This is a genomic window from Thermostichus sp. OS-CIW-32 (assembly GCF_054060415.1).
In genome coordinates, this window is record NZ_JBSSDD010000020.1 from 1 (window position 1) to 19284 (window position 19284).

Here is a 19284-nt window from a genome sequence, read left to right on the forward strand (position 1 = left end):
GAAGTAGGGGATTCTCATGCGGACGAAGGGACTTGAACCCTTACGCCTTGCGGCACTAGATCCTAAGTCTAGCGCGTCTGCCGTTCCGCCACGTCCGCAAAACCTGCATGACCAACTGGTTACCTGCGCCAGCATTCCAGTTGGAGCCCGCCCACCTATGCTAACCCAAGCCGGCTCTGGCTAACCCGGCAGCTGGGCAACAGCAACCTTCAGATCATCTGTGGCGTCCAGAACCACCCAACCTTGCCCCACCGCCCGCTTCCACAGCTCAAAGTGGAGGTGCGGCCCAGTTACCGCTCCGGTCGCCCCCACATAGCCGATGACGGATCCCCGCTCTACCACTTCCCCCGGTGTTACAGCAACTTCGGACATGTGGCCATAGCGAGTGCGCCGACCGCCGGCATGCTCCAGCACAACGGTGATCCCTAGACCCCCCAAGGATCCCGAAGTGACCACCTTGCCGCTTAAAGAGGCCAAGATCGGCGTGCCCATGCTGGCCCCCAAATCCACTCCAGCATGAAACTCCGGCTCTCCGCGGATGGGGTGAATTCGCATGCCAAATCCAGAAGTAATCGGCACCGGGTGAGGTAGGGGGTAGAGCAGTCGTTCGTCACCTGCCGCCAGTTCAGGCAACCTTGGCGTTTGCGGTTCAGGAGCTTGGGGCTGGCTGGGATCCTCGATGCGAATCTCTTGGCCGGGGGCGAGAATGATGCGGCGACCGGAGCTGCGTTCCATCAGCACCACCGGCACCCCACTTTCAGGCTGAGCATGGGGAACCCGGTCATGGTTCTTCTGGGGCTCAATCACAATCTCACGGCCCATGACCGTCTCTGTGCGGGTTTCTGCCTCAAGGGTCGCAGGGCTGCCCTCTCGTAAAGGAATGGCTCCATCCAGCAGCAGGGCTGCCGCCCCAGGCGTGTCCAGGGCCGGTTCCACCACAGGCGGCGGGGGCAAAGGGGTTGGTTGGGTTTGGGCCAGCAGAGCAGTGGGATAAAACCAGAGCAGAGCCAGCCCCAGCTTCAGCCAAAAGCGCAGCCGCCGAGCTCGGGGGGAGAAAAGGCGCGCTGCCATAACCAAAAGCTTCATCACCGAGTTCAACACAGGCCACATAAAAAACACAAGAGAAATTACAGGCTATCGCCCGCCGGCATGTGATAGCTCAAGCGAACTTGGTCGGGTGTAAGCGTCAGAATGGATGGCTGCTGTTGCCAATGTCGCTCCCCCCGTGTTTGTACTCGCATCCTCCCATCCTCGGCAAGGCCCAAGATCGTGGGGCTTGTTTCCGGCCATTGAAATTGAATTTGTGGCCTAACCATCCAGGCTTCGTACTCTGAGCGAACGGGGGCAAATCCCCCTTGCAACCAGACGTGGAATCCCTGCTCCATCCCCTGCAGAACCCAGCCGGCAATCTCGGTGCGGTCGAGTGAGCGGTGCAGAGGGGATCCCAAAATTTGGGCTAAGGTGATTGCCCCAATGGGAACGGGGTTGTTGACATTCACCCCCACACCGGCCACCAACCCCAGCAGTTGCCCGCTCCCCCCAAAGCGGCTTTGCACCAGGATCCCCCCCAGCTTGAGCAGAGAATCCGGGCGCTGCTCGTCCACCACCACCAAATCGTTGGGCCATTTCAGCCGCAGCGGGATCCCAAGGTTTTGCCGTAAACGGCCCGCAATGCCCCAGCCCAAGGCCAGGGTCAGTTCCAGCAGCGAGTAATGCAAAGGCGGGGATCCCAGCCAAACGGACAGGTACAGCCCCCCCGGCTGCGAGTGCCACACCCGCCCATGTTGACCTTGCCCAGCCCGTTGGCGGGTGCTGACCAAAACTGTGCCCACCGGCAGCGGCTGTGGGAAGCGACGCCCCCAATCCAAGAGCAGCCGATTGGTGGAATCGGTCACCGCCACCTGCAGGAGATAGCGGCCCCACCGGCCCGTTCGGGATCCCAGCCGCGAGGGAGAAAGCATCTCTACCCGGGATTAGCTCAACACAATATCTTCCGCCGGACGCTGGGCCAGCCGCTTGAGGTTTTGGTAGCGCAACATGTCCAGCAGATCATTGCCCGAGCGCCCCTCCAGGCGGGCCTCCACATGCAGCGCCTGCCCCAGGGCCTCCACCGCCTGCAGCCGCGGGATCCCGCGCAACACCAGGCGATCCACCGCATAGGCGTCGGCAGCCAACAGACGGCGGTCATTGGTTTGGTCGCGGCGCAACTGCCAGAGGGCCAAGCCACTCAAACCCCCCGAAACGGTTGCCCCCACGGGATCCTGTTGTACGGCCTCGAAGATCAAGCTCAACCCCCCCAGAGCTGCTATGGCCAGGTAAAAGTCAATCTGCCGCGACACCGCCCGACTGTAGTAGCCCACCTTGTGCAGGAACAGCCCCGCCCGCTGCAGGGGGGTAAATTGCCGCCACTCGTAGGGCTTGATGAACAGCCGCATCTGCCGTTCCCAGGGCATTTGCCGACGGCCTTTGATCACCACCGTTTGCCGTTCCGAGGCGGGCAAGATCTTCACACTCTCCCGCATACTGGCTGGCAGCAGATCCAACAGGCGCTCAATCTCCGCCTGATCCAGAACGTAGTTTTCGTAGCCGTAGTATTCCGAGTTCATGCCGGGCCTGCTCCTCAGCTTAGTCCCATCGCCTGACGCATCTCTCGCACCGCCCGATCCAGCCCCACCAGCACCGCTCGACTGATAATGCTGTGGCCGATGTTCAGCTCCTCCATTCCCGGAATCCGCGCCACCGGGCCGACATTCCAGTAGGTGAGGCCATGTCCCGCATTCACCCGCAAGCCCAGTTGAAGGGCCTGTTGGCTGGCCTTTTCCAGGTGGTCAAGTTCCACCTGCCGCTGAGCTGCGGATGAGGCTTCTGCATAGCGCCCCGTGTGGAGCTCCACCCAGCGGGCTCCCACTTGGGCAGCAGCGGCAATTTGGGTCGGATCTGGGTCGATAAACAAGCTGACGGGAATGCCGGATCCCTGCAGTTGGCCGACCACATCCCTGAGGCGCGACACCTGCCCCGCCACATCCAACCCACCTTCGGTGGTGATTTCCTCCCGCCGCTCAGGAACCAAAGTGACGTAGTCAGGCTTAATCTCCAGGGCAATCGCCACCATCTCCTCGGTGGCTGCCATCTCTAAGTTGAGGTGGGTGCGCACAGTTTGCCGCAACAGCCGCACATCCCGATCTTGAATGTGACGGCGATCCTCGCGCAAGTGCACCGTAATGCCATCTGCCCCCGCCAGCTCGGCAATCACCGCTGCCGCTACCGGATCCGGCTCCACCGTGCGGCGTGCCTGTCGAAGGGTGGCAATGTGGTCGATGTTAACTCCAAGACTTAACAAGGCTTGACTTCTTTGGGTGTAGAGGATCCTAGAATGCTCCTAGTATTACATTATTCAACTTGCACCAGTCAGAGAGCCAGGATGCCATGGGCCTCAGGCCGCGAGGGTGTAGGCTTTACTCTATGATCGAGTAGCGACGTCTCGCCTGTGCGGGATCCACTCCGGGCTTGCCATGACAGATCCAGATGCCTCTCTGGCGGTGGGACAACACTCCCTTGTTGACCGGGCGCGAGTGCCGGCTCTAATTGCCCAGTACTTGCCGGTGGAGATCTGCATTTACTACCAAGTCGTCCCCTTGGCCCTGGATACCGACAGCCTCATCTTGGGCATGGTGGATCCCCAGGATTTGGCGGCGTTGGACTATGTGAGCAAAATGCTGGCCTATTCCCAGATTTCCGTCCAGCCAATCCCTCTCACCGCTCAGCAGCAGCAGGATTTAATTGCCTACTACTTCAGCCATCCCCCCGACCCGGCAGAGGTGGAGCGGCTGCGCCTCCAGGCCCAAGCCAACCGGGTGACTCGGGAGGTTCCTGCTCCCGTGTCGGGGCCACCCACGCAGTTGAGGCCAACCCAGCCTCCGTCCGTCCCCGCCGACGAATCAGAAGAGACAGTGCAGCAGTTGCTCAACTCGATGCTGCGGCGGGCTTTGGATGAGAAAGCCGAGCAAATTTTCGTGGAGCCTCAAGAGGGTCCTTCTTGTCGAGTGCGCTACCGCCAGCAGGGGATTTTGCGGGATCTGTTCAAAGATCTCTCCGAGTCCATACGAGCGAAGTTGATCACCGCCATGAAGCGGATGATGGCGCTGGATCCGGAGTTGATCGGGGAGCCGCAGCAGGCAGAGGTGGAGCGGATGTACCGGGGGGAGCCACTGGTGTTGCAGTTGCGCATCATACCGCAGCGCTCCAAAAGTGGCCAGACTGCCGCCTCTAGAGAAGGGGCCATCTTGAGCATCCTGCGAGGGGAAGCTCTCCAGAAATATCAACAAGGCCAGAATAACCTCCGCGTCTCTGAGACCCTAGCTTTGGCCCAACAGACCTATCAACTGCTGCAACAATTGCAAAGTGCTCTCAGCAACACAGTTGACAAGCTTAAGCAGTACCCCAGTCCGCCGCGGAGCGACTGGCCCCTGATGACGGAGGTGTTGGCAGCTATTCAAGCCCAAGCCCAGATGATCGCCATCCACCAGCAGGACTGGGAAAAACTCAATTCCGGCAGTTGACCCCCCAAAATCAGCCCCGAGCAACATCCCTTCAACGGGATCCCTCCCGCAGCAGCACCAAAATCACTCCGGCAATGATGCTGATGGTGGCACCGGCAATCAGGCTGGTGGCTAGACGTTCCAGCCGTTCCCCGATGGTTTGTGAGGTGTCGAACTTAAAAGTGAGCTTTTCGACATCGCCCGAGAGCTTTTCGACATCGCCCGAGAGCTTTTCGACATCGCCCGAGAGCTTTTCGACATCGCCCGAGAGCTTTTCAACCCGCTCCGAGAGTTTTTCGCTATCCCCTGAGAGCCGATCGATCCGCCTCAAAACTTCCTCTTGTTGTTGGGTGAGACGAGCTATTGCTTGGCTATTGGCCTCGACCAGGCGCTCGACTCGCTCTAGGCGCTCTTCTGTTGAAATCGTCATAGGGGCTAACAGTCGCGAGTACGGTACACCAGAATACCCATCCTATGCTATTGCCGGCTATTCGTCTCTCCGGCAGGGGTTTAATGGGAGGGCATCCCATTCTGCTGCCCTGGATTGGGTGCGGTAATCTTGAGATCGTGAAGTCTTGTTCGTTAGCTTCCATGCCGTCAAAAGATCCAACTCCTCTGCCCAAGCCCCAGTCGCCATCAGGGGAAACCCCTGCCAGCTCGGGATCCCGCAGCTGGTGGCAGGCGCAACGGGAAAACCTTCTGACGGTGGTGCTGGCTCTGTTGCTGGCCTTCGGCATTCGCACCTTTGTGGCAGAGGCGCGTTGGATCCCCTCCGATTCGATGCTGCCCACTCTGGAAGAAGGGGATCGGCTGGTGGTGGAAAAGGTCAGCTACCGCTTTGGTTCGCCCAGACGAGGCGATATTATTGTTTTCAACCCTCCCGCCAAACTGAACTTCGACGGGGCCTACATCAAGCGGGTGATCGGCCTGCCGGGAGATCGCATTCGCATCGCCAACGGTGAGGTCATCATCAACGGGATCCCGCTGCGGGAAGACTACATCTATGCCCCCCCCGACTATTCTTGCCCTGGCGAGCGCTGTCCTGGAGTTCCCAATCAGGGATCCGAATTCGTGGTTCCTCCCCGCTCCTATTTTGTGATGGGGGATAACCGCAACGACAGCCAAGACTCCCATGTGTGGGGTTTCTTGCCGGAAGAAAACATCATCGGCAACACCATTTTTCGCTTTTGGCCCCCAAATCGCCTACACTTTTTCGCCCCGCCAGAATATCCTGAGCTTCTTCCAGAGGCCCAAGTGTTGGGCAACACAGCCCGGTAGAAAGCCAGCTTGACCCTGTCGGGACTGCTCAGTGCAGCCGCTCCAGCACATAGTCCACCATCTGAAACAAAGCACGACGCGCCGCAGAGTCCGGCAGGCTATACAGCGCTTCGGCAGCCCGCTGGGCGTAGTCGCGGGCCAACTGACGAGAGCGTGGGATCCCTTCGCTTTGATACACCCACTCCAGGGCCTGCTTCAGGTCTTGCGGGTTGGACAGTTCCCTGAGAATGAGCTCTCGCATCTGGGGAAATTCCTCTAGGGCAAACAGAACAGGTGCAGTGAGGTTGCCCTGGATGAGGTCGGATCCCACAGGCTTGCCAAGCGTCTCTGCCGAAGCGGTGAAATCCAGCAGATCGTCGACAATCTGAAAAGCAATGCCCAGATCCCGCCCAAAATCGAACAGGCGATCCGCCACTTCCTCGCTAACCCCGCTCAGCAGCCCAGCAGCCTTGGAACTGCCGGACATGAGGGAGGCCGTTTTGTAGAAGCTCTTGGCCAGGTAGTCTTCCATCGACACATCCGGGTCGAAGCGGGTGAGGCTCTGGCGCACCTCTCCCTCCGGCAAATCCATGATTACTTTGGAAAGGAGCTTCACTACCTCCAGGTTGTCCAGATTGGCCAAGTACCAAGCAGCTTGGCCGAAGAGGTAATCCCCCGCCAGCACGGCTATCCGATTGTCGAAGAGGGTGTTCACCGTATCGATGCCCCGTCGCACGTCGGCAGCATCAATCACATCGTCGTGAACCAGGCTGGCCGTGTGGATCATCTCAGTAATCTCTGCCAAGCGCCAATGACGGGGAGTGATCTCTCCATCTGGGGTGGTGGCACGGGCAATGAGGAGCACGATGGCTGGCCGGATCCCTTTCCCTCCCGCCGAAAACAGATGTTCGGCAGCCATGGCCAGGATGGGGTGCTTGGCACTGACCAACCGCGTTAGGTTCTGGCGTAAACGCTCCAGATCCGCTTCTACAGGGCCAAAGGGGGAGAGCACAGAGGTCATGGAGCCAAAGTATGAGAGGTTTTACAAAATTTCACATCTTTTCCTATTGTAGAGTACCCCATCGTTCCCGGGGAAAACCAAGCGGTATCATGCAGGCAGTCCTTTGCCCTTTTTATGTCGGATCCCGTCCCCCCACTTCGATCTCATTCCGTTCCGCCGCTCCCTTCAGAACCCGATTGGGAGGAGGAGTGGGAGCTGGCGCTGGAAAAGCCGCCGCTGTCTGGGCGGGCCCAGCCTCACCATCATGATCCCCAGTCTCGGCGCAAGTTGACCAACCGCTTGGCTCGCATCGAAGGGCATGTGCGTGGGATCCGCTCCATGATCGAGCAGGATCAGCCCTGTCCAGATGTGCTGCTGCAAATTGCCGCCGTCAAGGGAGCGCTGGATCGGGTGGCGCGGCTGATTTTGGACGATCACATTCGCCACTGCATCCGCCATGCCATCGAGACCGGCAATATCGAAGTGGAGCTGGAGGAGTTGCAGCGGGCTCTGGATCGTTTTATCGGCTAGGTTTTGATGGTCATTTTGATTTAAACTAGGACACTGCACTCACACCTAAAACATTGGATGCACCAGTCTAGAAGGCTTTCTCAGTAGCCCAGGTGTATCACCCTAACCTGAAACGACCATATGATCTGACTCAATCTAGAAACCCCCCCTAGCTTGGTTCAAGGAAACACCAAGCCGGAGTGTTGATGCAGTGGCCAAGGCGGGTTGTCGTTATGCTACCCGCTACCCCAATGTCATTCAGAAGGTTGGGGGGAGGGCTGGGCATAGCGCTCCAGCAGGGATGCGCTTTTCAGTTGCCACTGCAGTCCCATGAAGGCCCAGTCGATAAACTCGTTGATCTCCTCAGCGCTGAACTGCATGGCTTTGCCGATCTGGAAAATAAGCTCCTCTTCCTTTTCCACCAACTGGCTGTTCACCACCGCCATCGCCGCCAGATCCCGCAGGATCAAGGCCCCTGCCGCATTGCGCATGGGCGGGATCCCGCTGATATCCAAAGGTGCACCTGCTTCATCGGCCAGATAGGTTTGGGCCAGTGGCGCTTCGATGCCTACCCCTTCTGCGATTTGCATGAAGAAAGAGGTTTCTTCTTCGTCCAACTGGCCATCTACTCGGGCCACCGCGATCAGGGCCTTGAGGTAGAGCTGGCGCTGCTCGTCTGTCAAATCGGCGTAGTTGATCATGGGAGTTGCTGCTGAGTGTAGGGTTTTCTCTTCAACTCTGCCATGAAGGTTGCCTTCCAAACCGGGGTCGGACATTTTCCAGTCAAGTTCCAGTCAAGCAGAAAATCGCTTAAAATAAAGAGCCTGTGTCTACCGGCCAAACGCCAAAGGCTCGGAGCGAGGCTCTGGAGCTTCAGCAGGCTTGGCGGGTCTAGGCGAACTCTTTTTTGGATTTTTTGGATCTTTACAGCTTGCGGAGCGTCCCCCAAGGAGTGGATACCCCATGGTCAAATTGCGGCTCAAGCGCTACGGAAAAAAGCGGCAACCCAGCTATCGCATCATTGCCATCGAAAGCAAAAGCCGTCGTGAAGCCCGTCCGCTAGAGGAGTTGGGCTACTACAACCCGCGCACCAAGGAGACGGTTTTGCAAACGGCAGGCTTGCTGAAGTGGTTGCGTTGTGGCGCTCAGCCCACAGAGACCGTGGACAGTCTCCTCAAAAAGGCCGGCATCTACGAGATGTTGAAAGCAGGGGAAGGCGGAGTGGTTGCCTCGATTCGCATCCCGGCCATGGCCAAGCCTGAAGCTGGGATCCCTGAGGCGGCAGAAGAGACTGCTGCAACAGAGTCCGTGGCCGAAGCTGAAGTCGCCGATGTTCCCGAATCGGAATTGAGCGAAGCTGCCACCGAGACAGCAGCAGAATTAAGCCCTCCGGAAGCTGAAGTTGAAAAGCCTCAGGTTGAGGAAGCGGTTGAGACCTAGGGTCGGCTGCGCTTTCGGCTAAGCTTGGCTTGGCCAGTTGTTCCCTCCTGTCGTCTAGCTCTCTATGCCAGACTACAAGGCTCTCGCCCATCTTTTGATCGAACCGTTGCTCAGCAGCGCCTCTCTTCAAACGGATGTGGAAACCACCTGTGGCGGGCGAAAGGTTTGGCTGCGACTGGCCTTTGACCCGAAGGATCGCGGGCGGGTGTTCGGGCGGGGCGGGCGCACCCTGCAAGCGATTCGACAGGTGATGATGGCTGCAGCTCAGTTGGCGGGCCAATCTCTGTACATCGACATCTACGGAGAAGCGGGAGAGCGGGAATGAGCCAAATTCTCACCTTTCTGGGCAAGGGGGGCACAGGTCGGAGCACCTTGGCCGTGGCGGCGGCTCGCGCGGCAGCCCAACAGGGGCGGCGGGTGCTGTTGGTGGGCCATCAGGCGGGGCCGGGGTTGGAAATGCTCTTGGGCGGGATCCCGCTTTCCGGCGAGCCGGTGACCATTGCTGCCAACTTGAGCGTGGTGCAGTTGCGGACAACCCAACTTTTGGAGCAAAACTGGACGGCGGCCAAAGAGCTGGAAGCCCGATACGTGCGCACTCCCTTTTTCCGGGAGATCTACGGCCAGGAATTGGGGGTGTTGCCGGGTATGGATCAGGCCCTGGCCCTGGAAGCTCTGCGCCGTTACGATGCCAGCGGCCAATACGACTGCATTCTCTACGACGGGCCGGGGGATCTGACCACCTTGCGGGCCTTTGGGATCCCGGAGGTGGCCAGTTGGTACTGGCGGCGGGCTTCCAAGGCTTTTTTGGGATCCGACTTGGCCAAAACCCTGCGACCCTTTGCCGAGCCGTTGCTGCGTTCGGTGAGCACTGTGGAGTTTTCCTCTCTGGAGGATCTGCCGGAGCGGTTGGGGGGCATGACTAACCTCTTGGAGCAGGGACGACAGGCCATTGCCGATCCGCGCCGTGTGCTGGCCCACCTGGTGACCACCCCAGACCCGATGGCCGTGCAAACCGCCCGTTACCTTTGGGGGAGTGCTCAGATGGTGGGGCTGACGGTGGGTGGCCTCTGGGTCACCCCTCTGGCTCCGGGGGAGGTCTCGGCTGCCGATTTTTTCCCGCTGACAGTACGGACACTCCCCCTGCGTCAGGGATCCGATTGGTCGGCTTTGGAAGCAGCGGTGGGGGGGATGTTCGCTGTGCCGGATGTGCCGCCGCCCGTGGCCATCGACGAGGGAGCCCGTACAGTCAAGCTGTTTATTCCCGGCTTCAGCAAGGCCCAAATCGAGCTGAGCCAGTCAGGCCCGGAGCTGACCATTACCGCCGGGGATCAGCGGCGCAATTTGTTCCTGCCCCCCAGCTTGGCAGGTCGGCAGGTGACTGGGGCCAAGTTTCAAGAACCCTTCCTGGTCATCAGCTTCGGCTAAAACGATCCCCAGTTGTTCCCCTCTGTTCGCGTTAGCGGTATGGAGTCCTTGGGAGAGAGCGATGTTGGCCAAACGGATCATTCCCTGTCTGGATGTGGCGGCAGGGCGGGTGGTGAAAGGGATCCAGTTTGTGCACTTGCGGGATGCCGGGGATCCGGTAGAGCTGGCCCAGGCTTACGATCAGGCAGGAGCCGATGAGCTGGTCTTTTTGGACATCACCGCCACCCACGAAGAGCGGGAGATCTTGCTGGAGGTGGTGCGGCGCACTGCAGAGCAGGTGTTCATTCCCCTCACGGTGGGAGGGGGGATCCGCGATCTGGAGGGGATCCGACAACTGCTGCGGGCCGGGGCGGACAAGGTCAGCCTCAATTCGGCGGCGGTCAGGGATCCGGATTTGGTGACTCAAGCCAGCCGCTGGTTTGGATCCCAGTGCATTGTGGTGGCCATTGATGCTCGCGCCAAGCCGCAGGGAGGGGGATGGGAGGTATACGTGCGCGGGGGGCGGCAGCCGACGGGCCTGGACGCGGTGGAGTGGGCCAAAACCGTGGCCGAACGGGGGGCAGGGGAGATCTTGCTCACCAGCATGGACGCCGATGGCACTCAAGCAGGCTATGACCTCGAGCTAACCCGGCGGGTGGCCGAGGCGGTGTCGGTGCCGGTGATTGCCTCAGGAGGAGCAGGGGAGTGTGCTCATATCCGCCAAGCTCTGCAGGAGGGAGGGGCGGAAGCGGCTCTATTGGCCTCGCTGCTCCACTATGGCCGGCTGACGATTGCGCAGATCAAAGCCGACTTGGCCGCCCATGCCATTCCGGTGCGTTTCTAGCTTGGGGAGGGATCCGTGCAGGCTCAAGATCTGGCCGCTCTCCTGCCTGAGGTGTGCCGCCTGGCAGAAGCAGCAGGGCAGGCCATCTTGCCCTTCTATCGGCAAAAATCGCTGCCGATCCAACTCAAAGCAGATGCCTCCCCCCTAACTGAGGCGGATCTGGCTGCCCACCACCTGATCCTGCAGGGCCTGCAAGAGTTGACCCCAGGGATCCCGGTGCTCTCGGAAGAATCGGGCGGGATCCCTTACCCAGAGCGGCAACAGTGGGAGCGGTTTTGGCTGGTGGATCCCTTGGATGGCACCCGAGAGTTTATCGGGCGCAACGGCCAGTTTACGGTGAATATTGCTCTCATCGAGGAAGGGATCCCCATCCTGGGGGTCGTCCATGCCCCAGCTCTGGGCCTCACCTACGCGGCTGCGCAAAAGCTGGGGGCCTGCAAGAGGGAAAGGACTCCGTCCTGCGTTCACGAACAGCCCATCCGCACCTGCCCTTACGCCCAAGAACCCCTACAAGTGGTGGCCAGCCGTTCCCACAGCAACCCGGAGACGGAGCAGTTCCTCGAGCGGCTGCGGCAGCGCTGTGGCTCTCTGGAAGTGAAGTCTGTGGGCAGTGCCCTAAAGCTTTGCCTTGTGGCCGAAGGATCTGCCCATCTCTACCCTCGCTTCGGCCCCACCATGGAGTGGGATACTGCCGCTGCCCAGTGCATTGTGGAGCAGGCGGGGGGAAGGGTTACCGATCTGGCAGGGGATCCCTTGCGCTACAACAAGCCCGACCTGCACAACCCGCCCTTTGTAGCGGCTGCCGAAGGCATGGCCCAACTGTGGCAGAACCTGATCCCCTGAGCGAAGCCCCGGCTACATGCCCATCTCTGTGGGGTTAAAGCCATCCGGGAACTTGGTGTACTCGTCGTAAAGGGCACCGCGGAAATGGGTGTTGGTGATGATGGCTCCGCGCAGATCGGCCCCAATCCGCAGATCGGCTCGGTTCAGCTCGGCTTCGCTGAGGTCGGCCCTGAGCAATTTGGCCCGGTAGAGGTTGGCCCCCCGCAAATCTGCCTTCACCAACTTAGCCCCAATCAGGTTCACCCGTCGCAGCTTGGCTCCGCGCAGGTCGGCTCCCGAGAGATCTGCTCCCGACAAATCCGCCTCGCGCAAATCTGCCCCACTCAAGTCGGCATCCCGTAGGATAATGCCCTTCAAATTCGCGCCACTCAACTGCGCTCCACTCAGGTTGGAGCCCGAAAAATCCCGTTGGCCAGACGCATAAGCCTGCAACAGTTGCTTGGCATCCAAGAGAGGCTTGATACTTGCTGTTGTCATCGCTGTTTGTTCTCTCACAAAACCGTAGGCAGACTAACCTCAGCCCTGCCGGAAGCAGGCTGTGACCCTTTCGCAGGTTGATTACCCTCTGGGGATCCCTGCCACTCGAGGTGGAACGCTTTACCGACAAACCTTGCCCCCCTGGCCGGCAGAAGGGCTGTCAGAGGAGTTCTTGTTGGTTAGCTTACCACCCCCCGGCCCAAACTCAGCCCGGCAAGCCTTGAGAGTCGGAGGAGAGCGACATTCCGCCTGTTAGAGCTGGTCAATCTCCTTGCGCAAATTTTCCAACTCCAGATCGACCTCGCTCTCACTTGCGGTGGAAGGTTGGCCTGAGGACTTTGACCCTCCAGAGGGCAACTGACCCTGGATCGACGCCTTGAGCATCAGCAGCTCGTGATCTACATCCGAGCCACCCGCCTCCAAAGCGGCAAACTGGTTTTCCAAATTGTCCACCGCCAGCTCTGCCACTGCCGCCGACTGGGCCTCCAGGGAGTTCACCTTCTCCTCCATGCGCTCAAAAGCGGCAAAGGCGCTTGTGGCGTCCACCCGCCCGATGACCTGGTTGATTTGTTGAGAAGCCTTGGCGGCGCGGGCGCGAGCGATGAGCATGTCCTTTTTGGTCTTGGCCTCAGCGATCTTGCTCTCCAGCTTGGTCATGTTGGACTTCAGGATCTCCACCTGCTTAGTCTGCTCATCCAACTGCCGCTTCAGGCTTTGGGCAGTCTCGGCAAAGGTTTTCTTGCGCACCAGCGCTTCCCGAGCCAAAGCTTCGTTGTTGTTGCGCAGGGCCAACTCGGCGCGTCTTTGCCACTCATCAACACTCTGCTGTGCTTGCTCATACTGCCGCTCTATCCGCTTCTGGGCAGCAATGGCCTGGGCAACCGCTTGCCGCATCTGGTAGTGATCCTCAGACATGTCCTGAATGGTCTGGTTCAGGATTTTCTCCGGATCCTCGGCGCTGCTGACCAGCGCATTGATATTGGATCTAATGATTCGGCTGACCCGATCGAACAATCCCATCGGTTGCTTCCCCCTCTAGCGGTCTGACCTAATGCTACCCTTGCTGCTTTGATGGCTTCCAGTGCTTCTACTCCAGTATAGGGATCCATAGGGCTCCGCTGAAAAAAGCTGTAACGTTCTCTTGCCCCAATACCCTCCAGAGCCGATAATGCTTGCTTAACTTCGTTTGCTGACCGACAATCCCTGTTCTCTGATCGGGGCCATCCGCAGGTCGAAACGAAGTTGAGTTTGGCCGGTGTTGTTGGGAGTTCTCCGCCCCAGGTTCACGATTCAGGAGAGGGATCCGTGGCTCAGCGCCCGATTATTCTGGGTATTGTTGGCGATAGTGCTGCTGGAAAAACCACCCTCACCCGTGGCATTGCCCAAGTCTTGGGGGAAGAAAACGTTACTGTCATTTGCACCGACGACTACCACCGCTACGACCGCAAACAACGCGCTGAACTGGGGATTACAGCCCTTCATCCCGACTGCAACTACCTGGATATCGTTCAGCAGCACCTGACGCTCCTGCGCACCGGCCAGCCGATCCTAAAGCCCGTCTACAACCACAGCACCGGCACCTTTGACCCGCCAGAGTATGTCAAGCCCAACAAATACGTGATTGTCGAAGGGCTGCTGGGCTACTTTACCCGTGGTATGCGGGATAGCTACGATGTCAAGGTTTATTTGGCTCCCCCAGAACATTTACGAGCCCTTTGGAAGATTAAGCGGGACACCCGCAAGCGCGGATATACCGAAGAGCAAGTGCGAGAAGAGCTCAAAAAGCGCGAACCCGACTCAGAGGCTTTTATTCGTCCACAGCGCCAATGGGCCGATGTAGTGGTCACCTTTTACCCGCCCCAAGAGGGATCCAACCAAGACGAGGTATTGCTAAATGCGCGCCTGGTGCTGCGCCCCACCATTCCTCAACCAGATTTTTGGCAAATCCTCAATGCCTGCGACAGTCACCTCAGCTCTGCCATTCGTTTGGATTTGGATCGGGATATGGGCAAGCCCGTCGATGTTTTGCAGATTGATGCCCATGCTACGGCCAGCCAAGTGATTGAGCTGGAGCGGATGCTCTGCAACGAAATCCCTTACCTGGGCAAGTTCTGTAGCTTAGAGGGAAACCCCAATATCGGCCAATTGATCGGCACCACCGGCGAGCTGCTCCAGAGCTATCCCCTGGCTTTGACTCAATTGCTGATCACCTACCACATGTTAAAAGCGGCCAACATCTACCAATAGAGTCCGTGGCGGCGAGGGATCCCCAGTTTCGCAAGACCTGCAGGGTAAGGCTCGGCCCAGCACGGTAACCCGCTCCCAGAGCAGAGTCTTGTGAGCTTCTGTCAAAGACATGGGCTGTGCTGGAATTGAACCAGCGGCTCCCACCGTGTCAAGGTGGTACTCTACCACTGAGTTAACAGCCCCTATGAGCGATGCTGCCGCGCATCTACCTGAAGGTCAGAAATCGATAATATCACATTTTGAACCCGTCCCATTGGGATTAGCCTGGGTGGAGAGTGGACAGGTGCCCTATTTCAAATCAAAAAGGGGATCCGGTCAGCAACTGGTAGTGCAACACCTGGGGTGGGCGAGCAAAGTAGGGCCTGATGAGGGCACGCCAGCGGACAAAGTTTTCCGATTGGCGAAAGTTGACCAGATGGGCCTCTAGGGATCCCCACTGAACGAGCAGTAGGTATTGCTGAGGGTGCTCCAGACAGCGCTGCAGTTGGTGCCCTTGGTAGCCGTCGGTCTGCTGCAAATAGATGAAAGCTTGAGCGATGGCGGCTTCAAAGGCGGCTTCAGAGCCGGGGGTAATTTCAAACTGAGCCACCTCAAGGATGGAGGAAGCAGTCATGGGTTAGGTATGCAGGCCGCATTCGGTTTTGCTTGTGCCCTTCCAGCGTCCAGAGCGGGGATCCGCCCCTGGCTCAACAGGCGCAGTGCAGTGGAGGCAGCCGATACTGGGGTAGTGGCGATCGTGCAGGGGGTTGTAAGGGATCCCGTGGTCAAGGATGTATTTCCAAACTTGGCCATTTGTCCAGTCAGCCAGCGGGTTGAGTTTGAGGCGGTTGCGCTTGCCGTCCCACTGCACCTTGCCGATATCGGCGCGGGTGGGGGATTGTTCCCGACGCATCCCTGTAATCCAAGTGGTGCAACCGGCCAGAGCACGATTCAAGGGCTCCACCTTGCGGATGTTGCAGCAGAGGTCGGGGTCAGAGCGATACAGTTCTGGCCCGTATTGAGCTGCCTGCTCTTCCGGGGTAAGCAAGGGCTTGAAGATCTGCAGTTGCAAGTGGGGGTAGCGCGCCAACACCTGCTCCCGCAGTTGTAGGGTTTCCGGGAAGTGAAAATCGGTGTCCAGAAAAAAAGCGCGAACACGGGGGTTAATCGCCGTGAGCAGATCGATCAGCACTAGGTCTTCCGGGCCAAAGCTACAGGCCAGCACCAGCCCATCTCCAAATTCTTCAACCGCCCAGGTGAGCAGGTCGCTTGCCGACAAAGGCTCAAACCGTTCGCTCAGGGACGCCACTTGAGGTTGATACTGCTCCCGCAGCGCTTGAGCCGCCAGCTCCCAGCGGCTAGAAGGAGAAAGGCTTGCTGTCATAGGGGGAAGACACCGAACTCGACGATTTTTGCTTTTTTTAATCTACACTAATTCGGTCAAGCTTTAGGGGTTTTGATTACCAGGCGGCAGCGGGCAGAGGGAGAGAGCGGGATCCCTTGGCCCGGAGAGGGATTTGTCCCCAGCGATCCCGTCGGATCCCCATCACCAAGCCGTGCCAGAGGGGGCTGGGATCCAATGCCGGCAACTTAACCCAGTGGTAGCGCAACACCCCTCGTCGTGGGTTCACCTCCAGCTCAAACACCCGCAGAGCCGAAACCGGCCCCACTAGAGGAGGTGCTGTCAGGTAGGGGATCCCATCGCGGACATACACCTTCGGCACATGCAGGTGGCCACTCAGCACCGCCACCACCCGTCCGTGACGGGCCAAGAGAGCGTGTAGCGCCGAGGCTGGTTCGCTGAGGAGCCGGTACTTGCGAAACAAAACCGCGTCCATTTGAGTGGGAGCAATGAAGGGCGGCTGATGGATCAGCAGGATCAGCCATTCTTCCGGCACCGTTTGCAGATGTTCGCCCAGCCAGTGCAGTTGGGAGGGGCGGAGCACGCCCTGAGGCAAAGGGAAGCGTCCCAGGCTGGCGTCGAGGGCAATCAAGCGGATCCCGGGCAGAGGGGAAAGGCTGTAATCGACGTAACCAGTGGGAGCCAGGGACAGGGGAAATTGGCTTTGGCACCAACGGATAAACTGATCTCGGTTAAAGCGTCCCTTTCTCCTCAGGGTGTCGATATCGTGGTTGCCCAGGCTGAGGTAATAGGGCACCCGCAGTTGGGCAACAATCTCCTGGAAAGATTGAAAGCTCTCCGGATCCGCTTGATCCACCAAATCCCCGGTAAACACCACGAAGTGCAGATCGGGCACCTGGTTGAGATGGGCAACGGCGGCTTCCAACTGGCGGCGGGGGGAATCGGACATCCACCAACAGCGGCACCCCGTCTCGGGCATCAGGTGGACATCTGAGACTTGAGCAAAGCAAATGCGTTGGGTTGCCATTGTTTAGGTACTTATTCACACCTCACGCCCGCATCATAGTCAATGATGGGCTGGGGGGCTATGGGATTCTCTTAACCTCAGCCGGATCTGGCGAGCACCTATTGGGAACTGAGGACAGGTAGGGCTATGAAAGGGGCGCGCAGACTGGTCAAATTGGTCTGAGAGGGTTTCCCAGGCTGTCACCCCCAACTTCTCTCCCAGCAGGAGAGATTGAATGGATTGATGAGTAGTAAAGCGGTCTGTATCCTTTGCTCCATCCCATACTTCCCGGCTCTGGAAAACTGACGGATACAGTGCTTCAACACCGACCACATCCCCTCAATCCGATTCAACTCTGGTGTATACACAGGCAAGGGAGATTGGGTCGCCAAAATCCGGTTTACCCCCTTGCCCATCAAGCCGTGGGATCCAACCGCATCAACACCTGCCCAAACTCCACCGATTGCCCATTGCTCACCAAAATCTCGGTCACCACGCCTGCCGCTTCGGCCTCGATCTCGTTCATCAGCTTCATGGCCTCGATGATGCACAGGGTTTGGCCCTTGTTCACCCGTTGGCCGACCCGCACAAAGTCAGGTTCACCTGGAGCTGGGGCGCTGTAGAAAGTGCCCACCATTGGTGACGTCACGTCTATCCAATGGCTGGGGGTGGATTTGGGAGCAGTGGGAGGAGGGGGCGCTTCTGCAGGAGCAGGAGGAGGCGCAGAGGAGACAATAACCGGACTGGCGGGGGTGGAGGAGAGCTCAGTCGGGATCCCTTTGCGCAAGGTGAGGCGAAAATCTTTGAACTCCAGAGTTAGCTCGGTAACATCGCTCTCTTGCAGAGCGGCCAGGAGAAGACGAATTTCCTGCCAATTGACAACATCCAAGGGAAGGTTCACTCCTGATGCATCACCTGTCCACAACAGAAATCCATAACCGAAAAGGAGAGGGAGAACTCACTCCCGGCCCAGATAGGTGTCGGTGCGGGTATCGACCCGAATCCGTTCTCCAACCTTGATGAACAAAGGCACCTGGATCTCAGCACCGGTCTCCAGCTTGGCCGGCTTGGTTCCCCCAGTGGCGGTATCTCCTTTCACCCCTGGATCTGTTTCCACCACTTCCAGAACAACGGTGTTGGGCAGCTCCACATCGATCACCTGCCCATTCCAGCGCAAGATTGACACTTGCATGTTTTCTTTCAGATATTTCACGGCGGAGCCAATTTGGGCGGCGGTAATTGGAGCCTGCTCATAGGTCTCCATGTCCATAAACACCAAGTTGTCCCCTTCCGCGTAGAGATACTGCATCTCGACTTTTTCGATGGTGGCTGCGGGCAGGGTTTCACCGGCGCGGAAGGTTTTCTCCACAACGTTGCCAGTCTGCATGTTTTTGAGCTTAGTGCGCACAAAGGCTGCCCCCTTGCCGGGTTTCACATGCAGGAACTCGATCACCTTGTAGGGAGCTCCGTCAATTTCTACAGAGACGCCAGGGCGCAAATCGTTGCTTGAGATCATGTCAGCAGAGGGATCCGTTGCTTAGACTTCCCAATCTTACCGTGACGATGGGGCACTCCGTTCGCGCTGGGGAGGCGGAGTCCGATTCAGCCCTCTGAGGTCAATCGGGGGCTGGCGACCGTAGAGGGGCAGCACCTCCTGCCACTGAGGGCGCAATCCGGCCCGAAAATCGGCGCGGGCCAATTCTGCCAACGCCACCACAGGTGCAGGATCCACAAAATCGGCGGCATTCACGGATAGAGCTTGCGGCCACTGTCGGAGAGTTGCCTGCCAAGCCTCTTCCTCCCAGAGCCGATCGGCCACTTCTGCAGCGACACCCTCTTCTGTCACCCGATACACGCCGCCATACCGCTCTCCTCGTTTTGCGTCCATCTGCACCGCCACCGTCAAGGGCTGGGGCGGGGATCCCTGCTCCTGCCACACCTGGCGGGCGAGGACGGCCAAAGCCGAGTAGCCAAACACGGGAATGCCCAGTTGCTGGCCCAGCAGACGGGCCACGCTCACCCCCAAACGGCTGCCCGTAAAGCTGCCCGGCCCCAAAGCTACAGCGATCCCAGCTATCTGCGACCAAGCCTGACCGGCCAAGAAGACTTTCAAGCAGGGGTGCAACTGCGCTGCCATCTCCCGATCCAGCCACCAGCTCTGACTGCGGGTTTCTCCCAACCCTGGCTCCAACGGCAGCAGGGCCAGGCCCAAAACGGGCGTGGTGGTGTGGATCCCTAAAATCCAGCGGACAAGCGACATGGCCTCTCTCAGGATCAAAAAAGGTGGTTGACGAAACTTAACGGATGTTTTAAGTTTAGGTTGTCAATCTTCGCGCTTCCTTAGGGAAGTTTGTCCTCATGACTACTGTTATCCAA

Annotated in this window: 24 protein-coding genes and 2 tRNA genes; 9 read left to right on the forward strand and 17 right to left on the reverse strand. The window is 58.8% G+C overall.

Annotated elements, in window-relative coordinates; all coding sequences use genetic code 11:
• Positions 1–17: 17 nt before the first annotated feature.
• The 5 genes from ACVWY8_RS13305 to ACVWY8_RS13325 all read right to left on the reverse strand — a co-directional run bounded on the left by ACVWY8_RS13305 (position 18) and on the right by ACVWY8_RS13325 (position 3340).
• Positions 18–98: transfer RNA gene (locus ACVWY8_RS13305), tRNA-Leu, on the reverse strand.
• Between the two features lie 82 nt (positions 99–180).
• The gene (locus tag ACVWY8_RS13310) at positions 181–1071 is read right to left on the reverse strand and encodes a M23 family metallopeptidase (RefSeq protein WP_457397185.1); all 891 of its coding nucleotides are present in this window, start codon (positions 1069–1071) and stop codon (positions 181–183) included.
• A 56-nt stretch (positions 1072–1127) separates the two neighbouring features.
• The gene (locus tag ACVWY8_RS13315) at positions 1128–1961 is read right to left on the reverse strand and encodes a biotin--[acetyl-CoA-carboxylase] ligase (protein WP_457395568.1); all 834 of its coding nucleotides are present in this window, start codon (positions 1959–1961) and stop codon (positions 1128–1130) included.
• A gap of 12 nt (positions 1962–1973) precedes the next feature.
• Positions 1974–2606 carry a DUF3318 domain-containing protein gene (locus ACVWY8_RS13320; RefSeq protein WP_011432111.1) on the reverse strand — a complete coding sequence of 211 codons (633 nt, stop codon included), beginning with the start codon at positions 2604–2606 and terminating at the stop codon, positions 1974–1976.
• A 14-nt stretch (positions 2607–2620) separates the two neighbouring features.
• Positions 2621–3340, reverse strand: coding sequence for a pyridoxine 5'-phosphate synthase (locus tag ACVWY8_RS13325; protein WP_414383724.1), 720 nt, complete (start codon positions 3338–3340; stop codon positions 2621–2623).
• Between the two features lie 172 nt (positions 3341–3512).
• Between ACVWY8_RS13325 and ACVWY8_RS13330 the strand changes: the two genes are divergently transcribed.
• Positions 3513–4559 (forward strand): ATPase, T2SS/T4P/T4SS family, encoded by a 1047-nt coding sequence (locus ACVWY8_RS13330; RefSeq protein WP_414341703.1) that lies wholly within the window; start codon positions 3513–3515, stop codon positions 4557–4559.
• 31 nt (positions 4560–4590) lie between these two features.
• On the opposite strand, the gene ACVWY8_RS13335 is transcribed toward ACVWY8_RS13330, so the two are convergent.
• Complete coding sequence (locus tag ACVWY8_RS13335; RefSeq protein WP_414375322.1) at positions 4591–4968, reverse strand: hypothetical protein; 378 nt, start codon at positions 4966–4968, stop codon at positions 4591–4593.
• 161 nt (positions 4969–5129) lie between these two features.
• Between ACVWY8_RS13335 and lepB the strand changes: the two genes are divergently transcribed.
• Entirely contained in the window at positions 5130–5816 is a 687-nt protein-coding gene (gene lepB / locus ACVWY8_RS13340; protein ID WP_041436160.1) for a signal peptidase I, read from the forward strand.
• Between the two features lie 28 nt (positions 5817–5844).
• Here lepB and sds read toward each other — a convergent pair whose 3' ends face one another.
• Positions 5845–6816, reverse strand: a complete 972-nt coding sequence (gene sds, locus ACVWY8_RS13345; protein WP_041436149.1) for a solanesyl diphosphate synthase — start codon at positions 6814–6816, stop codon at positions 5845–5847.
• A 114-nt stretch (positions 6817–6930) separates the two neighbouring features.
• Here sds and ACVWY8_RS13350 point away from each other — a divergent pair, with 114 nt between their 5' ends.
• Entirely contained in the window at positions 6931–7326 is a 396-nt protein-coding gene (locus ACVWY8_RS13350) for a metal-sensing transcriptional repressor (RefSeq protein WP_414341707.1), read from the forward strand.
• A gap of 233 nt (positions 7327–7559) precedes the next feature.
• On the opposite strand, the gene ACVWY8_RS13355 is transcribed toward ACVWY8_RS13350, so the two are convergent.
• Complete coding sequence (locus ACVWY8_RS13355; RefSeq protein WP_457395570.1) at positions 7560–8006, reverse strand: TerB family tellurite resistance protein; 447 nt, start codon at positions 8004–8006, stop codon at positions 7560–7562.
• Between the two features lie 262 nt (positions 8007–8268).
• Between ACVWY8_RS13355 and rpsP the strand changes: the two genes are divergently transcribed.
• From rpsP to cysQ, 5 genes are all read left to right on the forward strand, one after another.
• Positions 8269–8745 carry a 30S ribosomal protein S16 gene (gene rpsP / locus ACVWY8_RS13360; RefSeq protein ID WP_414409394.1) on the forward strand — a complete coding sequence of 159 codons (477 nt, stop codon included), beginning with the start codon at positions 8269–8271 and terminating at the stop codon, positions 8743–8745.
• A 64-nt stretch (positions 8746–8809) separates the two neighbouring features.
• Complete coding sequence (locus ACVWY8_RS13365; RefSeq protein ID WP_414375315.1) at positions 8810–9070, forward strand: KH domain-containing protein; 261 nt, start codon at positions 8810–8812, stop codon at positions 9068–9070.
• Positions 9067–10170, forward strand: a complete 1104-nt coding sequence (locus ACVWY8_RS13370; protein ID WP_457395572.1) for a Get3/ArsA fold putative tail anchor-mediating ATPase NosAFP — start codon at positions 9067–9069, stop codon at positions 10168–10170. Before ACVWY8_RS13365 ends, ACVWY8_RS13370 begins: the two co-directional genes overlap by 4 nt.
• Before the next feature lie 61 nt (positions 10171–10231).
• Positions 10232–10993, forward strand: coding sequence for an imidazole glycerol phosphate synthase subunit HisF (gene hisF / locus ACVWY8_RS13375; RefSeq protein ID WP_457395575.1), 762 nt, complete (start codon positions 10232–10234; stop codon positions 10991–10993).
• Between the two features lie 15 nt (positions 10994–11008).
• Entirely contained in the window at positions 11009–11836 is an 828-nt protein-coding gene (gene cysQ, locus ACVWY8_RS13380; protein ID WP_414416973.1) for a 3'(2'),5'-bisphosphate nucleotidase CysQ, read from the forward strand.
• 12 nt (positions 11837–11848) lie between these two features.
• Here the strand turns inward: cysQ and ACVWY8_RS13385 are convergent, their stop codons facing one another.
• Both ACVWY8_RS13385 and ACVWY8_RS13390 read right to left on the reverse strand, forming a co-directional pair.
• A complete protein-coding gene (locus ACVWY8_RS13385; RefSeq protein WP_011432098.1) occupies positions 11849–12313 on the reverse strand; it encodes a pentapeptide repeat-containing protein in 465 nt (154 codons plus the stop codon).
• Positions 12314–12565: 252 nt separating this feature from the next.
• Positions 12566–13333, reverse strand: coding sequence for a PspA/IM30 family protein (locus ACVWY8_RS13390; protein ID WP_011432097.1), 768 nt, complete (start codon positions 13331–13333; stop codon positions 12566–12568).
• A 285-nt stretch (positions 13334–13618) separates the two neighbouring features.
• Here ACVWY8_RS13390 and ACVWY8_RS13395 point away from each other — a divergent pair, with 285 nt between their 5' ends.
• Positions 13619–14560 carry a phosphoribulokinase gene (locus ACVWY8_RS13395; protein ID WP_457395578.1) on the forward strand — a complete coding sequence of 314 codons (942 nt, stop codon included), beginning with the start codon at positions 13619–13621 and terminating at the stop codon, positions 14558–14560.
• Between the two features lie 110 nt (positions 14561–14670).
• On the opposite strand, the gene ACVWY8_RS13400 is transcribed toward ACVWY8_RS13395, so the two are convergent.
• The 7 genes from ACVWY8_RS13400 to tsaB all read right to left on the reverse strand — a co-directional run bounded on the left by ACVWY8_RS13400 (position 14671) and on the right by tsaB (position 19168).
• A tRNA-Val gene (locus ACVWY8_RS13400) sits at positions 14671–14742 on the reverse strand.
• Between the two features lie 116 nt (positions 14743–14858).
• On the reverse strand, positions 14859–15173 hold the full coding sequence (locus ACVWY8_RS13405; protein ID WP_457395580.1) for an antibiotic biosynthesis monooxygenase family protein: 315 nt from the start codon (positions 15171–15173) through the stop codon (positions 14859–14861).
• Positions 15174–15176: 3 nt separating this feature from the next.
• The gene (locus ACVWY8_RS13410) at positions 15177–15923 is read right to left on the reverse strand and encodes a phosphoadenylyl-sulfate reductase (RefSeq protein WP_414375312.1); all 747 of its coding nucleotides are present in this window, start codon (positions 15921–15923) and stop codon (positions 15177–15179) included.
• A 76-nt stretch (positions 15924–15999) separates the two neighbouring features.
• The gene (locus tag ACVWY8_RS13415) at positions 16000–16929 is read right to left on the reverse strand and encodes a metallophosphoesterase family protein (protein ID WP_011432093.1); all 930 of its coding nucleotides are present in this window, start codon (positions 16927–16929) and stop codon (positions 16000–16002) included.
• Between the two features lie 394 nt (positions 16930–17323).
• Positions 17324–17797, reverse strand: a complete 474-nt coding sequence (gene accB / locus ACVWY8_RS13420) for an acetyl-CoA carboxylase biotin carboxyl carrier protein (protein ID WP_011432092.1) — start codon at positions 17795–17797, stop codon at positions 17324–17326.
• A gap of 69 nt (positions 17798–17866) precedes the next feature.
• Positions 17867–18424: an elongation factor P gene (gene efp / locus ACVWY8_RS13425; protein ID WP_414335241.1), complete on the reverse strand. Its 558-nt coding sequence runs from the start codon at positions 18422–18424 to the stop codon at positions 17867–17869.
• 36 nt (positions 18425–18460) lie between these two features.
• Positions 18461–19168 carry a tRNA (adenosine(37)-N6)-threonylcarbamoyltransferase complex dimerization subunit type 1 TsaB gene (gene tsaB / locus ACVWY8_RS13430; RefSeq protein WP_457395583.1) on the reverse strand — a complete coding sequence of 236 codons (708 nt, stop codon included), beginning with the start codon at positions 19166–19168 and terminating at the stop codon, positions 18461–18463.
• Between the last annotated feature and the right edge of the window lie 116 nt (positions 19169–19284).

Bases quoted from the DNA above. Each gene is read 5' to 3' on its own strand.
- ACVWY8_RS13335 (WP_414375322.1), bottom strand. From the start codon at position 4,968: ATGACGATTTCAACAGAAGAGCGCCTAGAGCGAGTCGAGCGCCTGGTC.
- ACVWY8_RS13355 (WP_457395570.1), bottom strand. From the start codon at position 8,006: ATGATCAACTACGCCGATTTGACAGACGAGCAGCGCCAGCTCTACCTC.
- ACVWY8_RS13320 (WP_011432111.1), bottom strand. From the start codon at position 2,606: ATGAACTCGGAATACTACGGCTACGAAAACTACGTTCTGGATCAGGCG.
- ACVWY8_RS13310 (WP_457397185.1), bottom strand. From the start codon at position 1,071: ATGGCAGCGCGCCTTTTCTCCCCCCGAGCTCGGCGGCTGCGCTTTTGG.
- ACVWY8_RS13330 (WP_414341703.1), top strand. From the start codon at position 3,513: ATGACAGATCCAGATGCCTCTCTGGCGGTGGGACAACACTCCCTTGTT.
- ACVWY8_RS13315 (WP_457395568.1), bottom strand. From the start codon at position 1,961: ATGCTTTCTCCCTCGCGGCTGGGATCCCGAACGGGCCGGTGGGGCCGC.
- ACVWY8_RS13415 (WP_011432093.1), bottom strand. From the start codon at position 16,929: ATGGCAACCCAACGCATTTGCTTTGCTCAAGTCTCAGATGTCCACCTG.
- efp (WP_414335241.1), bottom strand. From the start codon at position 18,424: ATGATCTCAAGCAACGATTTGCGCCCTGGCGTCTCTGTAGAAATTGAC.
- ACVWY8_RS13405 (WP_457395580.1), bottom strand. From the start codon at position 15,173: ATGACTGCTTCCTCCATCCTTGAGGTGGCTCAGTTTGAAATTACCCCC.
- ACVWY8_RS13390 (WP_011432097.1), bottom strand. From the start codon at position 13,333: ATGGGATTGTTCGATCGGGTCAGCCGAATCATTAGATCCAATATCAAT.
- hisF (WP_457395575.1), top strand. From the start codon at position 10,232: ATGTTGGCCAAACGGATCATTCCCTGTCTGGATGTGGCGGCAGGGCGG.
- lepB (WP_041436160.1), top strand. From the start codon at position 5,130: ATGCCGTCAAAAGATCCAACTCCTCTGCCCAAGCCCCAGTCGCCATCA.
- ACVWY8_RS13410 (WP_414375312.1), bottom strand. From the start codon at position 15,923: ATGACAGCAAGCCTTTCTCCTTCTAGCCGCTGGGAGCTGGCGGCTCAA.
- sds (WP_041436149.1), bottom strand. From the start codon at position 6,816: ATGACCTCTGTGCTCTCCCCCTTTGGCCCTGTAGAAGCGGATCTGGAG.
- ACVWY8_RS13350 (WP_414341707.1), top strand. From the start codon at position 6,931: ATGTCGGATCCCGTCCCCCCACTTCGATCTCATTCCGTTCCGCCGCTC.
- ACVWY8_RS13365 (WP_414375315.1), top strand. From the start codon at position 8,810: ATGCCAGACTACAAGGCTCTCGCCCATCTTTTGATCGAACCGTTGCTC.
- ACVWY8_RS13385 (WP_011432098.1), bottom strand. From the start codon at position 12,313: ATGACAACAGCAAGTATCAAGCCTCTCTTGGATGCCAAGCAACTGTTG.
- rpsP (WP_414409394.1), top strand. From the start codon at position 8,269: ATGGTCAAATTGCGGCTCAAGCGCTACGGAAAAAAGCGGCAACCCAGC.
- tsaB (WP_457395583.1), bottom strand. From the start codon at position 19,168: ATGTCGCTTGTCCGCTGGATTTTAGGGATCCACACCACCACGCCCGTT.
- ACVWY8_RS13370 (WP_457395572.1), top strand. From the start codon at position 9,067: ATGAGCCAAATTCTCACCTTTCTGGGCAAGGGGGGCACAGGTCGGAGC.